Origin of the sequence: Niveibacterium umoris (assembly GCF_014197015.1) — a bacterium.
GTDB classification, from domain to species: domain Bacteria; phylum Pseudomonadota; class Gammaproteobacteria; order Burkholderiales; family Rhodocyclaceae; genus Niveibacterium; species Niveibacterium umoris.
On the sequence record NZ_JACIET010000002.1, the window covers coordinates 130,414 to 144,424 of the forward strand.

The window sequence follows — 14,011 nt, forward strand, 5'->3', positions numbered from 1 at the left end:
TGCTGGTCGTGTGTGATCGATCTGCCGAATTTAGGTAGCCACGAGCGTTGAGACCAATCGACTGTCTCGATGCCGTCGATAGATGGCGGCTATGCGGCATCCCCAACAAAAAGGGCGCCCACTTGCGGGCGCCCTGATTGCGGTCGGGGGCAGGTTCAGCGGAAGACGACCGTCTTGTTGCCATGCACCAGCACCCGGTCTTCCAGGTGATAGCGCAGGCCGCGCGCGAGCACGGCTTTTTCGATGTCCTTGCCGTAGCGGACCATATCCTCGACCGAGTCGGAGTGATCGACGCGGATCACGTCCTGGTCGATGATCGGCCCCTGGTCCAGTTCTTCCGTGACGTAATGGCAGGTCGCGCCGATCAGCTTCACGCCGCGGGTATGCGCCTGGTGATAGGGCTTGGCGCCGACGAAACTGGGCAGGAAACTGTGGTGGATGTTGATGATCTGGCCCGGGTAATCACGGCACATCTCCGGCGGGATGATCTGCATGTAGCGCGCCAGCACCATCACGTCGCCACGCACCTCTTCGAAGATGCGCCGCACTTCTGCATACGCCGCCGGCTTGTTCTCTGCGGTGACCGGCACATGGTGGAACGGGATGCCATGCCACTCGACCAGCCCCCGGAAGGTGTCGTGGTTCGAGATCACGCAGGGGATCTCGATATCCAGCTCCTTGCTCTGCCAGCGGCCGATCAGGTCGTACAGGCAGTGCTCCTGCTTGCTGACCATCAGCACGACGCGCTTCTTCACCGCGCTGTCGGTGATCTTCCAGTCCATGTCGAACTCACGCGCGATCGGCGCGAAACGCTCGCGCAGTTCCGCCAACAGGAAGGGCAGCGAACTGGCGCGAATCTCGATGCGCAGGAAGTAACGCTGCGCTTCGTGATCGGTGTGCATGTTGGATTCGAAGATCCAGCCGCCGTGCTCGGCGATGAAGCCGGTGACCCGCGCAACGATGCCGGAGCGATCGGGGCAGGAGGCGGTGAGCGTGTAGAAGCGTTGGGTGTGCATGGGGGGATGCTTCCTGAAGGGGCGTCACCAGACGCCCCGAGGCAAGGCTCAGATTCTTGAGGCAGCTTCGTCGATGTATCGACGCAGCGTGTCGTAGTCGCGCGCCACCGGATATTGCGGAAACTCGCGAATCACGTTTTCGGGCGGGTGCATCAGGATGCCGGCTTCGGCCTGGCCGAGCATTGCGGTGTCGTTGTACGAATCACCGGCGGCGATGCACTTGAAGTTGAGGCCCTGGAAGGCCTTCACCGCGGCGCGCTTCTGATCCGGCATGCGCAGGTGGTAATTCACCAGCTTGCCGGTCGCGTCCGCTTCCAGTCGGTGGCAGAACAGCGTCGGCATGCCGAGCTGTTCCATCAGCGGCTTCGCGAATTCGTAGAAGGTGTCGGACAGGATCACGACCTGATATTGCTGGCGCAGGCCGTCGAGGAAAGCCTTCGCACCTTCGAGCGGCGACAGTCCGGCGATGACCTTCTGGATCTCCGGCAGGCCAAGGCCCTTCTCGGCCAGGATGTCGAGCCGATACTTCATCAACTTGTCGTAGTCCGGCTCGTCGCGCGTCGTGCGGCGCAGGGATTCGATGCCGGTGGCTTCGGCGAAGGCGATCCAGATTTCGGGAACGAGCACGCCTTCGAGGTCAAGACAGACAATTTTCACGGGGCTTCCTGGATGCTGAGGGCAGAAAGTTGCCGATTCTACCAGCCTGCCCCCGTTGGCCCGTGTGGCCTGCATCAGGTCTGACGCCGATCAGGCTCAGAAATGGATCTCGCAACTGCCCAGCTTAGTGAGCTCCCGCTGCGCCGGCGCCCCGCGCACGACGATATCGCCAGAGCCGGTGCAACTGGCGACGACGCGTGCCGCCACCGACGCCGACAGGTCGCCGGAGCCAGCCAGCGACAAGGTCGCATCGCGGCTCTTCATTGAAGTCAGCACCACATCGCCCGAGCCCGACAGTGCCGCAGTCAGCGTGTCGGTTTCGCCGTCGGCGCTCAGATCCCCGGAGCCGGACAGCCTGACATCGAGGCGCTGCACCTTCACGCCGCGCGCGACTACATCACCGGAGCCGGACAAGGACAGCGCCAAGGCCGGGCCGCTCACCGACTGCAACTCGAGATCACCCGAGCCGACCAGCCTCGCCTCGCGCAGCGACGGCGAACTGACGGTCACCTTGAGCGTGTGCAGGGGGCCGAGCGTAAAGATGCGGCCCTTTGCCGTCAGCTTGAGCGTGCCGTCCACCACCTCGAAGCCAAGGCGCTCGACGAGATCCTTTTCGCCCTCTGCCACCAGCCGCGGGGCGCCGCTTCGCCAGACAAAGTCAAATGGTGCGGCGACCTCAATGCGGTCGAAGGCGGGTACCACCTTGTCGACCTTGGCGTTCTCGGCGTGCGCCGTGCTGGCCAGCAGCGCGAGTGTGATGATCGACAGGACCAGACGCATCGCGGACTCCCTCAACATCGAAAACCCGATCCTGCAAGAGGGATGTAGCCGCGATGTGTCGCCGCTACATCCGGACACACCCGGCCGCGGCCGGGCGGGCAGGCGTTACACGATGTCGAGGTTCTGGATGCCCGCGTTGAGGTCGCGATCCGAGTGCTTGCTGTTGAGCTTGATCTGCAGGCGCAGGTCGTTGATCGAGTCGGCGTTGCGCAGCGCGTCTTCGTAGGTGATTTGACCGCCCTCGTAGAGATCGAACAGCGACTGGTCGAAGGTCTGCATGCCCAGTTCGCGCGAGCGCTTCATCAGATCCTTGATCTCGGCGACCTCGCCCTTGAAGATCAGGTCAGAGATCAGCGGCGAGTTGAGCATGATCTCCACCGCCGGCACGCGCCCCTTGCGATCCTTGAGCGGGATCAGGCGTTGCGAGATCATGCCGCGCAGGTTCAGCGACAGGTCCATCAGCAGCTGGTGGCGACGGTCTTCCGGGAAGAAGTTGATGATCCGGTCGATCGCCTGGTTGGCACTGTTGGCGTGCAGCGTGGCCAGACACAGGTGGCCGGTTTCGGCGAACGCGATTGCGTAATCCATGGTTTCGCGGTCGCGGATTTCGCCCATCAGGATCACGTCGGGCGCCTGCCGCAGCGTGTTCTTGAGGCCCATCTCCCAGCTATCGGTGTCGATACCGACCTCGCGCTGGGTGACGATGCAGTTCTTGTGCGGATGCACATACTCGATCGGGTCTTCGAGCGTGATGATGTGGCCGTAGCTGTTCTCGTTCCGGTAATCGACCAGACCCGCGAGCGAGGTGGTCTTGCCGGTGCCGGTGCCGCCAACGAAGATCACCAGGCCGCGCTTGGACATCGCGATGTCCTTCAGAATCGCGGGCAGGCCCAGTTCGTCGATGGTCGGAATCTTCTGCGCGATGGTGCGGCACACCATCCCGACACGGCTCTGCTGGATGAAGGCGTTGGTGCGGAAGCGCCCGATGCCGGCCGGCGAAATCGCGAAGTTACATTCCTTCGTCGATTCGAACTCCGCCGCCTGGCGGTCGTTCATCACCGAACGCACCAGCTCCGCCGTGTGCTGCGGCGTCAGCACCTGGTTCGATTGCGGCACGATCTTGCCGTCGATCTTGATCGCCGGCGGGAAGCCAGCGGTAATGAACAAGTCCGACCCGCGCTTGCTGATCATCAGCTTGAGCAGGTCGTGCATGAATTTGAGTGCCTGATCGCGTTCCATGGTGTCCGTCCTTCCCCTAGGCGTTCTTCTCTGTACCCCCGCAGTTGCGTGCAGAAGCCGTCGCGAGCGGACCGAGGTCGATCCGAGAAGCACAGCCGTACGCGGGTACGGCGAGCATCACAGGATCGAGATCGGGACGCACAGCAGGCTTATGCGCGGAACTAGCCGGGGAAGTTGTCCTTGTTGGCGGCCTTCAGGCGCGCTTCCGGCGCGCTCACAATGTTGCGCTTCACGAGTTCCTGCAGACACTGGTCGAGCGTCTGCATGCCGAATGCTTGGCCGGTCTGGATCTGCGAATACATCTGCGCGATCTTGGCTTCGCGGATCAGGTTACGGATCGCCGGCGTGCCGATCATGATTTCATGCGCCGCGACGCGCCCGGTCGCATCCTTCTTCTTCAGCAGCGTCTGCGAGATCACCGCGCGCAGCGATTCGGACAGCATCGCGCGCACCATTTCTTTTTCCTGCGCCGGGAAGACGTCGATGATACGGTCGATGGTCTTGGCGGCGGACGAGGTGTGCAGCGTGCCGAACACAAGGTGGCCGGTTTCGGCCGCGGTCAGCGCGAGACGGATCGTCTCAAGGTCACGCAATTCGCCGACCAGAATCACGTCCGGATCTTCACGCAGGGCCGAGCGCAACGCATTGTTGAACGACTGCGTATCGCGCGAGACCTCGCGCTGGTTCATCAGGCAGCGCTTGGATTCGTGCACGAATTCGATCGGGTCTTCGATCGTCAGGATGTGGCCGTACTCGTTCTCGTTCACATAGTCGACCATCGCCGCCAGCGTCGTGGACTTGCCGGAACCGGTCGGGCCGGTGACCAGCACGATGCCGCGCGGATTCTGCGCGATGTCCTTGAAGATCTTCGGGCACTCGAGTTCTTCGAGCGTCAGCACCTTCGACGGAATCGTCCGGAACACCGCGGCGGCGCCACGGTCCTGGTTGAAGGCATTGACCCGGAAGCGCGCCAGGTTGGGGACGTTGAAGGAGAAGTCAGTCTCCCAGACGTCCTCGTACATCTTGCGCTGCGAGTCGTTCATGATGTCGTACACCATGGCGTGCACTTCCTTGTGCTCCATGGGCGGCAGATTGATCCGCCGCACGTCGCCATGGACGCGGATCATCGGTGGCAGACCCGCAGAGAGGTGCAAGTCGGAAGCCTTGTTCTTGACCGCGAAGGCCAGCAGTTCGGTGATATCCATGGCGTCCTCAGGAAACGTGGCGCAGACAGTGGGCGACAAGCGCGCTGCTATACTTGGCCAGCCCGGTCGAATGACTCGAAACGATTATATGACAGCCCTTTCGGCCAATCTGCAAGCAGTTCTCGCACGGATCGATTCTGCCTGCCGGCGTGTCGGGCGCGACCCCTCAAGCGTACGCCTTCTGGCCGTCAGCAAGACCTTTCCGGCCGAGGCGGTGGTCGAAGTGGCCAACGCCGGCCAGCACGCCTTCGGCGAAAACTATGTGCAGGAAGGCTGCACCAAGGCCGAAGCGCTTGCCGCACTGTCGCTGGAATGGCACTTCATCGGCCCGCTGCAGAGCAACAAGAGCCGCCCGGTCGCACAGCACTTCCACTGGGTACACTCGGTGGATCGGCTGAAGATCGCGCAACGGCTTTCCGAACAACGCCCGGCCCACCACGAACCGCTCAACGTGTGCATCCAGGTCAATGTCAGCGGCGAGGCCTCGAAATCCGGCATCGCACCAGACGCGGCTGTCGATCTGGCGTTGCAGGTCGCGGAATTGCCGCACCTGCGCCTGCGCGGCTTGATGGCGATACCGGAGCCAAGCGAAGACCAAACGTTGTTGCGCAGCCGCTTCGCGCTGCTGCGGACGCTGCGCGACACCGTCTGCGAAGAATACGGACTTCCGCTCGATACGCTTTCGATGGGCATGTCCTCGGACCTCGATATCGCAATCGCGGAGGGCGCAACCATGGTCCGTGTCGGCACCGCGATCTTCGGCGCGCGCACCGCCGCCAACCCCTGAACACTCGACGCACATGACAGGAACACCCATGCGGATCACTTTCCTCGGCGGCGGCAACATGGCCAGCGCGCTCATCGGCGGCCTGATCGACCGTGATTTTCCGCGCGACGCATTGCAGGCGATCGACCTTGATGCCGGCACCTGCGAGCGCCTCGCCAGCCGCTTCGGCATCCGCACTGCCACGGCACTCGACGCCGCTGCGCTCGATTGCGATGTGCTGGTGCTGGCGGTCAAACCGCAGAACATGCGCGAAGCGGTGGCGCCGATCGCGGGCAAACTCAACGCGCAACTGATACTGAGCATCGCGGCCGGGATACGCATCGATTCCCTCGGTCGCTGGCTCGGTGGCTATCACCGCATCGTGCGCGCGATGCCGAACACGCCTGCGCTGATCGGTGCCGGCGCCGCCGGCCTGGTGGCCGACGAAAGCGTCAGCGACGACGAACGCGATGCTGCATCGCGCATCCTGGCCGCGGTCGGCTCGGTCGCCTGGCTCACCGACGAGGGGCAGATCGACGCCGTCACCGCCCTCTCGGGCAGCGGTCCCGCGTATGTGTTCTACTTCATCGAAGCGCTCACCGAGGCCGGCGAGGCGATCGGGCTGCAACGCGAAACCGCACGCAGCCTTGCCATCGACACGGTGCTCGGTGCAGCAAAGCTCGCCGCCGCAAGCGAAGACGACGCCGCCACCTTGCGGGCGCGGGTTACCTCCAAGGGCGGCACCACCGAGGCAGCGCTGCGGGCAATGGAGCAGGATGGTTTCAAACCGCTCATCGCGCGGGCGCTGGCGGCAGCGGAAGCACGTGGCCGCAGCCTCGGCGACGAACTGGGCCGGGCCTGAGCGTCGGCGCGCAACAAGGAGAACAATCGGAATGCTCGCAGGTCTGCTGATCCTGATCCTCAAGGCGGTGGGAAGCTTCGTCACATCCCTGTTGCTGGTGCGCGCACTGATGCGCTGGCAACGCCTGTCCTTCATCAACCCGCTCGGCCACTTCATCCTCGCCACGACCGACTGGGCAGTACGTCCGGCGCAGAAGGTGTTCGGGTCACAGGGCGGCTTCGACCTTTCCTGCATCGTGCCCGCCTGGCTGGTCGAGTGCCTCGTCGTCGGCGTGGTGCTGCTGTTCGCCTGGCCCTACGCCAACCCGCTGGATCTGCTCGGCAATACACTGCTGACCGGCAGCATCGGTTTGCTGATGAGCCTCGTGCGGCTGGTGATGGTGGTGGTGATCGTGGCGGCGGTGCTGTCCTGGGTGAACCCGCGCGCGCCGATCGCGCCACTGGTGAATGGCCTCGCACGCCCCTTCCTGCTGCCCTTGCAGCGGCGCATGCCGCCGGTGGGCGGTGTCGATCTGTCGCCGCTGGTGTTGCTGCTGGTGCTGCAGGTAATCGCCTATCTGTTGATGGCGGTGGCGCCCGCCAGCATTGCATTGATGTGAGCTGGCTGACGCTGCGCGGCGACGGCAGCGCGCTGCTATCGCTGCACATCCAGCCTGGCGCGAGCCGCACTGAAATCGCCGGCCTGCATGGCGATGCGCTGAAGATCCGCCTTGCCGCCCCGCCGGTGGATGGCAAGGCCAACGCCGCGCTGCTGGCCTTCATCGCGGACACGCTCGATCTGCCCAAACGTGCCGTCACGCTGGAATCGGGCGCCAGTTCGCGACAGAAGCGCGTGCGCGTCGAGGGTGCCGACCCCGTCAGGTTGGCCAGCCTCGCGCCCGTCTGACGGGAACCTGGCCGCGGCCCACAGCATCCAACCCAACAAGCCGCCACTCGCTTGCCGTGTGGCATCAAAGGAATCCAGCATGAGCATCCCGGTCGACGATCCCTTCACACTTTTCGGCGAATGGCTCAACGAAGCCACCGCAAGCGAGCCGAACGACCCCAACGCCATGGCGCTCTCGACCGTCGGCCCGGATGGCATGCCGTCCTGCCGCATGGTGTTGTTGAAGGATTTTGACGAAAACGGCTTCGTCTTCTACACCAACCTTGGTAGCCAGAAAGCGCGGGAACTCACCGCCCACCCGATGGCCGCCCTGCTGTTTCACTGGAAAAGCCTGCAGCGTCAGGTTCGGGTGCAGGGCACGATCACGCCGGTCAGCGCCGAAGAAGCCGACGCCTACTTCGCCAGCCGCGCCCGCGATTCACGCATCGGGGCGTGGGCTTCGAAGCAATCGCAGCCGATGGAAGGCCGCTGGGAGCTGGAAAAACGCGTCGCCGCCTTTGCACTCAAATTCGGCATCGGCGAGATTCCGCGCCCGGAGTTCTGGTCAGGCTTTCGTCTGACGCCGCGCGTGATCGAGTTCTGGAAAGCCGGCGCCTTCCGCTTGCACGACCGCGTGCGGCTTGAGCGCCAGCCCGATGGCGCCTGGCGGGGCACCCCGCTGTTTCCCTGATGTGAGGAGGCCGACATGGCGCAATACTTGGCGAAGGCATTGGCCGTAGTGGTGTTGCTGAACCTGAGTAGCGCCGCACTCGCGCTCGGGCGCGCAGACGTCGTGTGTCCGGCCTCGTTCGACCCTAGCGCAGCGCCGCCCACAGGCTGGAAGCGCCATGATCCGCAAGCCGGCGACGGCGGCCTTACAAACCTCGAAGGTGTGGCGATCTACACCACGTCCCCCGCCGACGGCTTCGCGCCGCTCAAGCCGGAGAACGCCCCGGCCACGAGCACCAGTGACACCTGGTACATCGCGCGCGGCCCACACAGCGCGGGCCCGATGCTCTATGTGGCCTGCCGCTATTCCGGCACCGCGTCGATGCTCTTTCAGGCGCTGCCGCCCGGGCTTAACGAATGCGTCGCAAAGCGCAAGATCGAACCTGGTCAGGGGCTCAAGGTGGCCTGCAACAGCCGCCGCTGATGCGCCACGGAGCCGCGCGCGGGTGCCGACGTGACCTGCGCCGCGCAATCGATGCTAGCGACATTTACGCGGCGCCCGTTCTTACGCATGATTACGGCAGTTTTGCCAGAATCATCAACGGACCGCGCGTCCATCCGAGGTCGATCGCATGCTCGATTTTTCTTCAGGCGCCTGGCTGGAAAGCTGGAGTGCATTCACCGACATGATGTCGGGCTACGGCTACCTGATCGCCGTGCTGATGGGCCTCGCCCTGATCTTCTTCGCGTGTTCACCGCTCTTCCGCAACCAGCCGCTGACGCCGACCGAACAGAAGGAAGCCGCGCCGGCGGTGCCGCATCAGCGATCGGTGCTGGTGGTCGACGATTCAGCGGTGGTCCGCAGCAAACTGAAAAAACTGCTGGAATCGGAAGGCTACGCCGTCACGCTGGCGGAAGACGGCCTCGCCGCCGACGAGATCCTGACCCGCCAGCGCTTTCACCTGCTGATCACCGATCTCGAGATGCCGCGCATGGACGGCTTCCAGTTGATCGCCTCGGTGCAGGGCAGCCTTGAGACCGAGAACCTGCCGATCATCGCAATCACCGGCCATGAAGACCTGCAGGCGCGGGTGCGCGACTGTGAAGGGGTTTTCGGCTTCTTCCAGAAGCCTTGGCATGACCGTGAGTTACTCAAGCGCGTCGACGCGCTGACCCGCCTCGCCGAGTTGCCAAAGCGCCAGAACGGCGACGACGACTGAGCGGCTTTCGGCGCGCCGCTCAGGCTTCCGGCAGCGGCGGGTACTTCTTTGCGTTGAGCGCGATCTTGTCGCGCACGGCCGCATCCACGTCGATCTTCAAGACCATCGCCAGCCGCATCAGGTAGAGCAGCACGTCGGCTACTTCTTGCCGTACATGCTCGGCCTTGTCACCCTGCATGATCGCCTCGGCCTGCGCGTCGGTAAGCCACTGGAATATCTCGGCCAGCTCGCCGACCTCGCCGGTGAGCGCAAGGATCAGGTTGCGCGGGTTATGGAAGCGGTCCCAGTCGCGTTCGCGCGCGAAGTCGGCGAGGCGCGCCTCCAGTGCCGCGGTGTCGATCAGTTTCATGACAGTACGCGCCAGGCCGCGAGCATAGTGAGCGTGGGGGTTGTCATCCTGGCCGCCGCGCGACGAGCTGCACCACCGACGCAAGGCCGTTGTGCGCGGGGCCTTCGATGACCTCGCGTTCGAGCTCGATCAGGTGATCGAACGTCAGCGGCGCGAGTTCGGCGCGCAGTGCCTCCGCTTCGCACAGCATGTCCGGGTCGCTTGGCCCGCCGGTGCCGTAGTTCAGTTGGCGCGGCGTGTAGGCTTCAAGAATGATGCGCCCGCCGGGCGCCAGCGCGTGTGCGGCGCGGCGATGCACATCGACGCGCAGCGCGCTTGGCAGATGGCAGAAGATCGACACGATGGCCGTCCAGCGTGCTGCGCCGAAATCGAACTCAGCCAGATCCGCGACCATCGCCTCGACCGCCAGCTGCTCTGCCGCAGCGCGTTCGCGCAATTTGGCCATGCCGACTTCGGACTGATCCACCGCGGTGACGCGATGCCCCAGCCGCGCCAGGTGCAGCGCATTGCGGCCTTCGCCTTCGCCGATGCACAGCACCTCGCCGATCGGCAGCGCGGCCGCCTGCGCGCGCAAGAAGTCGTTCGGCTCGGTACCGTAGAAGTAGCCCGGCCGGCCGTAGCGCTCATCCCAGAAGCGATGTTGCATCGCGTGCGCTCAGCCGCCGAACATTACGCGGCCTTCGACCAGCGTGTGCTTCACGACACCCGGCAGTTCGTAGCCGAGGAAGGGCGTGTTCTTGCCCTGGCTACGCAGGCTTTCGCGGGTGACGGTGCGATGCGCTTCGGCATCGAAGATGCACACGTCCGCGCGGGCGCCAACGCCGAGATGGCCGCCCTTGGTGATGCCCATGATGCGGGCGGCGTCGGCGGTCACGCGTGACAGCGCGGTCAGCAGCGGCAGCTTCATCTCCGCGCCCCACTTGAGCGTCAGCGGCAGCAGCAGTTCGAGGCCGGTAGCGCCCGGCGCCGCTTCGGCGAACGGCATCTGCTTCTCGTCGTCGTCCACCGGCGTGTGGTCGGAACACACCGCGTCGATCTCGCCATTCGCCAGCGCTGCGCGCAGTGCTTCGCGGTCGCTCTGGGCGCGCAGTGGCGGCACCAGATGCGTGAGCGGGTTGAAGAAGCCGATGTCGATGTCGCACAGATGCAGATGGTGCGCGCTGACGTCGCAGGTGACGTCCAGCCCCTCGGCGCGCGCACGCCGGATCAGGTCGAGGCCGGCGGCAGACGACAGGCGGGTGATGTGCAGCTTCACGCCGGTTGTCTTCGCCAGTTGCAGTTGCGTGGCGAGTGCCACGGTTTCGGCTTCGACCGGGATGCCGGTGAGGCCGAAGCGCGACGCGACTTCGCCGTCATGCGCAACGCCACGAGACATGTAGGGATCGAGCGGCTGCAGCCAGACGCGATAGCCGAAGGTGGAGGCGTACTGCATTGCGCGCAGCAGCACCAGGTTGTCCTTCATCGGCGTGTTGGCCTGGCCGAAGGCGACGCAGCCGGCCTCGGTCAGCTCCGCCATCTCGGTCAGCCGTTCGCCCTTGAGGCCCGCGGTCAGCGCGCCGACCGGATAGACGTGGGCGCAGTTGAGCTTGCGTGCGCGGTGGCACAGCATTTCGACGAGGCCCGGCTCGTCCAGCGCCGGGTCGGTATCGGGCGGGCAGGCGAGGCTGGTGACGCCACCGGCCATCGCAGCCTGCATCTCCGATTCAAGGGTCGCGCGGTATTCGAAACCGGGCTCGCGCAGGCGTGCGGAGAGGTCAACCAAGCCGGGTGCTACGACCAGGCCGCGCGCGTCGATCACGCGGTCCGCGGTGAAGCCGGTCGGTGCGGCGCCGAGCGCGACGATCTTGTCGTCGGCGATGAACACGTCTTGCTGGGTATCGAGCTTGTGGGCCGGATCAACGACACGGCCGTTGGCAATCTGGATCTTCATCGTCTTGGTCTCAGTGTCCGGCCAGCATGCTCATCACGGCCATCCGCACCGCGATGCCGAAAGTCACCTGCGGCAGGATCACCGCATTGCCGCCATCGGCGACGGCGGAGTCGATCTCGACGCCACGGTTCATCGGGCCCGGGTGCATCACGATCGCGTCCGGTTTGGCGAGTGCGAGCTTTTCGGGCGTCAGGCCCCAGACCTTGAAGTACTCCTGGCTGGAAGGCAGCAGCGCGCCCTGCATGCGCTCGTTCTGCAAGCGCAGCATCATCACCACATCGACGCCCTTGAGGCCTTCGCGCATGTCGTGGAAGACACGCACGCCCATGCGTTCGACGTCGGTCGGCAGCAGCGTCTTCGGGCCGATCACACGCACTTCAGGCACGCCCAGCGTGGTCAGCGCGGCGATCTCGGAGCGTGCCACGCGCGAATGCAGCACATCGCCCACCACTGCCACCGTCAGGTTGGTGAAGTCCTTCTTGTAGTGGCGGATCGTGTACATATCGAGCAGGCCCTGCGTCGGGTGCGCATGGCGCCCGTCGCCGGCGTTGACCACGCTGATGTGGTCGCGCCCGGTGGCGCGCAGGTGCTGCGCCAGCAGGTAGGGCGCACCGCTCGATGCGTGCCGCATCACGAACATGTCCGCGCCCATCGCGCAGAGGTTGTCCACCGTGTCGAGCAGGGTCTCGCCCTTGCTCGTTGAACTGGTCGACACGTTCAGGTTGATCACGTCGGCCGACAACCGCTTGGCGGCGATCTCGAAAGTCGTGCGGGTGCGCGTGCTGTTCTCGAAGAACACGTTGAACACGCTCTTGCCGCGCAAGAGCGGCAGCTTCTTCACTTCGCGCTCGCCCACTTCGGTGAAGGGCGCCGCCGTATCGAGGATCGCGGTCAGGATGCTGGCCGGCAGGCCTTCCAGCGTGAGCAGGTGCGCGAGCTTGCCGTCCTTGGTCAATTGAGGGTTATGCATGGGCGAGCCTCAGGGTAAGGGCGCCGTCTTCGGCCTTCTCCAGCTGTAGCCGGTCGCGTGCCGAGAGGGGAGCCTGCAGTGTGATGCCGCAGAAGCGCGCGGCGACCGGCAACTCGCGACCACCGCGGTCGGCGAGCACACACAGGTCGACGCGCGCCGGGCGGCCGTAGTCGAACAACTCGTTGAGCGCAGCCCGTGTCGTGCGTCCGGTGTAGAGCACGTCATCCACCACGATGATCGGCGCGCCGTCGACATCGAAGCGGATGTCGGTCTTGCGCGGGCTTGGGTGCAAGCCCTTGGCGCTGTAGTCATCACGGTAGAAGGACACGTCCATGACGCCGAGCGGTGTGGCGATACCCAGCGCCGCGTGCAGGCGTTCGGCGAGCCACACGCCGCCGGTGTGGATGCCGACCATGCCGGTGGCAGGCGTGAGGTGCGGGCGGATCTGGGTGACCAGATCGGCGATCAGGCTTTCAACGTCAGGCAGATGCATGGCGGGTATCGAACCAGGTTTGAAGGATGCGTTGGGCGGCGACCGCGTCGAGGTGGCGCTTGCGTTTCTGCCAGCCGTGGCCGGCTTCGCGCAGCATGGATTCGGCCTCGAGCGAGGTCAGGCGTTCGTCGACCAGTTCCACCGGCAGGCGGAAACGGCCGTTGAGTTGATTGGCAAAGCGTCGCGCACGCGCGGTCATGTCGTGCTCGGCACCGTCGGTATGCACCGGCAGGCCGACGACCAGCGCCTGCGGCTGCCATTCCTTGATGAGTTTGGCGATGGCGGCAAAGCGCGGCTCGTTCGCCTCGCCTTCGATGACTTCGATCGGCTGCGCCATGCCCAGCTCGGTTTCGCCAACGGCGACGCCGATGCGGGCGGTGCCGAAGTCGAAGCCCAGCACCGTGCCCATCAGGCGTGTCCGGCGACGTCCGAGAGTCGGGCGAAATCGACACCCAGCAGCTTCATCGCCGCATCCAGGCGCTCGTCGGGCGGCAGGTCGAACACGATGCGCAGGTCGGCCGGCACCGTCAGCCAGGCGTTCTGCGCCAGTTCGTCCTCGAGCTGGCCGGCCGACCAGCCGGCATAGCCGAGCGAAATCAACACATCGGAAGGCTCACCCGTCGAACCCAGGGATTCGAGAATGTCCTTGGAACTGGTCAGCGCAACCTCGTCGTTCACCTTCAGCGACGAGTGCCATTCGCCCGCCGGGCGATGCAGCACGAAACCACGGTCGGTCTGCACCGGGCCACCGAAATACACCGGGCGTTGCGCCAGCTCGTCGGCTTCCAGCGCGATATCAACCTTGCCGAACAACTCGCCCAGCGTCATCTCGATCGGGCGATTCACGATCACGCCGAGCGCACCCTCCTCGTTGTGCTCGGCGAGATAGATCAGCGTACGAGAAAAATTGGGATCGTCCATGGCGGGCATGGCGATCAGGAAGTGGTGGGTGAGGTTCATGGGTTCCACGCCGGCATTCTAACAGCCGCAC

General features: G+C 64.8%; 19 protein-coding genes. 7 read left to right on the forward strand and 12 right to left on the reverse strand.

From position 1 onward, the window contains the following. Window positions 1–155: 155 nt before the first annotated feature. The 5 genes from purU to GGR36_RS12715 form a co-directional block, all read right to left on the reverse strand. Window positions 156–1,016 carry a formyltetrahydrofolate deformylase gene (gene purU / locus GGR36_RS12695; protein WP_183635113.1) on the reverse strand — a complete coding sequence of 287 codons (861 nt, stop codon included), beginning with the start codon at window positions 1,014–1,016 and terminating at the stop codon, window positions 156–158. A 48-nt stretch (window positions 1,017–1,064) separates the two neighbouring features. Next, window positions 1,065–1,673 carry a bifunctional phosphoserine phosphatase/homoserine phosphotransferase ThrH gene (gene thrH / locus GGR36_RS12700; RefSeq protein ID WP_183635114.1) on the reverse strand — a complete coding sequence of 203 codons (609 nt, stop codon included), beginning with the start codon at window positions 1,671–1,673 and terminating at the stop codon, window positions 1,065–1,067. Window positions 1,674–1,769: 96 nt separating this feature from the next. Beyond that, window positions 1,770–2,453 carry a head GIN domain-containing protein gene (locus tag GGR36_RS12705; RefSeq protein ID WP_183635115.1) on the reverse strand — a complete coding sequence of 228 codons (684 nt, stop codon included), beginning with the start codon at window positions 2,451–2,453 and terminating at the stop codon, window positions 1,770–1,772. 105 nt (window positions 2,454–2,558) lie between these two features. Continuing rightward, window positions 2,559–3,692 (reverse strand): PilT/PilU family type 4a pilus ATPase, encoded by a 1,134-nt coding sequence (locus tag GGR36_RS12710; RefSeq protein WP_183635116.1) that lies wholly within the window; start codon window positions 3,690–3,692, stop codon window positions 2,559–2,561. 161 nt (window positions 3,693–3,853) lie between these two features. Beyond that, on the reverse strand, window positions 3,854–4,897 hold the full coding sequence (locus GGR36_RS12715; RefSeq protein ID WP_183635117.1) for a type IV pilus twitching motility protein PilT: 1,044 nt from the start codon (window positions 4,895–4,897) through the stop codon (window positions 3,854–3,856). Window positions 4,898–4,985: 88 nt separating this feature from the next. Between GGR36_RS12715 and GGR36_RS12720 the strand changes: the two genes are divergently transcribed. The 7 genes from GGR36_RS12720 (at window position 4,986) to GGR36_RS12750 (ending at window position 9,278) form a co-directional block, all read left to right on the forward strand. Further along, window positions 4,986–5,684 (forward strand): YggS family pyridoxal phosphate-dependent enzyme, encoded by a 699-nt coding sequence (locus GGR36_RS12720; protein WP_183637021.1) that lies wholly within the window; start codon window positions 4,986–4,988, stop codon window positions 5,682–5,684. A 28-nt stretch (window positions 5,685–5,712) separates the two neighbouring features. Then, a complete protein-coding gene (gene proC, locus GGR36_RS12725) occupies window positions 5,713–6,525 on the forward strand; it encodes a pyrroline-5-carboxylate reductase (protein WP_183635118.1) in 813 nt (270 codons plus the stop codon). Between the two features lie 31 nt (window positions 6,526–6,556). Beyond that, entirely contained in the window at window positions 6,557–7,123 is a 567-nt protein-coding gene (locus GGR36_RS12730; protein WP_183635119.1) for a YggT family protein, read from the forward strand. Beyond that, window positions 7,114–7,410 carry a DUF167 domain-containing protein gene (locus GGR36_RS12735; RefSeq protein ID WP_420847495.1) on the forward strand — a complete coding sequence of 99 codons (297 nt, stop codon included), beginning with the start codon at window positions 7,114–7,116 and terminating at the stop codon, window positions 7,408–7,410. Before GGR36_RS12730 ends, GGR36_RS12735 begins: the two co-directional genes overlap by 10 nt. 79 nt (window positions 7,411–7,489) lie before the next feature. Next, window positions 7,490–8,080: a pyridoxamine 5'-phosphate oxidase gene (gene pdxH, locus GGR36_RS12740; protein WP_183635121.1), complete on the forward strand. Its 591-nt coding sequence runs from the start codon at window positions 7,490–7,492 to the stop codon at window positions 8,078–8,080. Window positions 8,081–8,095: 15 nt separating this feature from the next. Further along, the gene (locus GGR36_RS12745; RefSeq protein ID WP_183635122.1) at window positions 8,096–8,542 is read left to right on the forward strand and encodes an STY0301 family protein; all 447 of its coding nucleotides are present in this window, start codon (window positions 8,096–8,098) and stop codon (window positions 8,540–8,542) included. A 148-nt stretch (window positions 8,543–8,690) separates the two neighbouring features. Further along, complete coding sequence (locus tag GGR36_RS12750) at window positions 8,691–9,278, forward strand: response regulator (RefSeq protein WP_183635123.1); 588 nt, start codon at window positions 8,691–8,693, stop codon at window positions 9,276–9,278. 19 nt (window positions 9,279–9,297) lie between these two features. On the opposite strand, the gene GGR36_RS12755 is transcribed toward GGR36_RS12750, so the two are convergent. The 7 genes from GGR36_RS12755 to GGR36_RS12785 are packed head-to-tail and all read right to left on the reverse strand — an operon-like array spanning window position 9,298 to window position 13,980. Next, entirely contained in the window at window positions 9,298–9,627 is a 330-nt protein-coding gene (locus GGR36_RS12755; RefSeq protein ID WP_183635124.1) for a nucleotide pyrophosphohydrolase, read from the reverse strand. Between the two features lie 43 nt (window positions 9,628–9,670). Continuing rightward, window positions 9,671–10,273 (reverse strand): SAM-dependent methyltransferase, encoded by a 603-nt coding sequence (locus tag GGR36_RS12760; RefSeq protein WP_172201323.1) that lies wholly within the window; start codon window positions 10,271–10,273, stop codon window positions 9,671–9,673. A gap of 9 nt (window positions 10,274–10,282) precedes the next feature. Continuing rightward, window positions 10,283–11,557, reverse strand: coding sequence for a dihydroorotase (locus GGR36_RS12765; protein ID WP_183635125.1), 1,275 nt, complete (start codon window positions 11,555–11,557; stop codon window positions 10,283–10,285). Between the two features lie 10 nt (window positions 11,558–11,567). Continuing rightward, entirely contained in the window at window positions 11,568–12,527 is a 960-nt protein-coding gene (locus GGR36_RS12770) for an aspartate carbamoyltransferase catalytic subunit (protein WP_183635126.1), read from the reverse strand. Beyond that, the gene (gene pyrR, locus GGR36_RS12775; protein WP_183635127.1) at window positions 12,520–13,020 is read right to left on the reverse strand and encodes a bifunctional pyr operon transcriptional regulator/uracil phosphoribosyltransferase PyrR; all 501 of its coding nucleotides are present in this window, start codon (window positions 13,018–13,020) and stop codon (window positions 12,520–12,522) included. Before pyrR ends, GGR36_RS12770 begins: the two co-directional genes overlap by 8 nt. Next, complete coding sequence (gene ruvX / locus GGR36_RS12780; protein ID WP_183635128.1) at window positions 13,007–13,429, reverse strand: Holliday junction resolvase RuvX; 423 nt, start codon at window positions 13,427–13,429, stop codon at window positions 13,007–13,009. The genes pyrR and ruvX overlap by 14 nt, the downstream gene beginning before the upstream one ends. After that, on the reverse strand, window positions 13,429–13,980 hold the full coding sequence (locus GGR36_RS12785; RefSeq protein WP_183637024.1) for a YqgE/AlgH family protein: 552 nt from the start codon (window positions 13,978–13,980) through the stop codon (window positions 13,429–13,431). Before GGR36_RS12785 ends, ruvX begins: the two co-directional genes overlap by 1 nt. Between the last annotated feature and the right edge of the window lie 31 nt (window positions 13,981–14,011).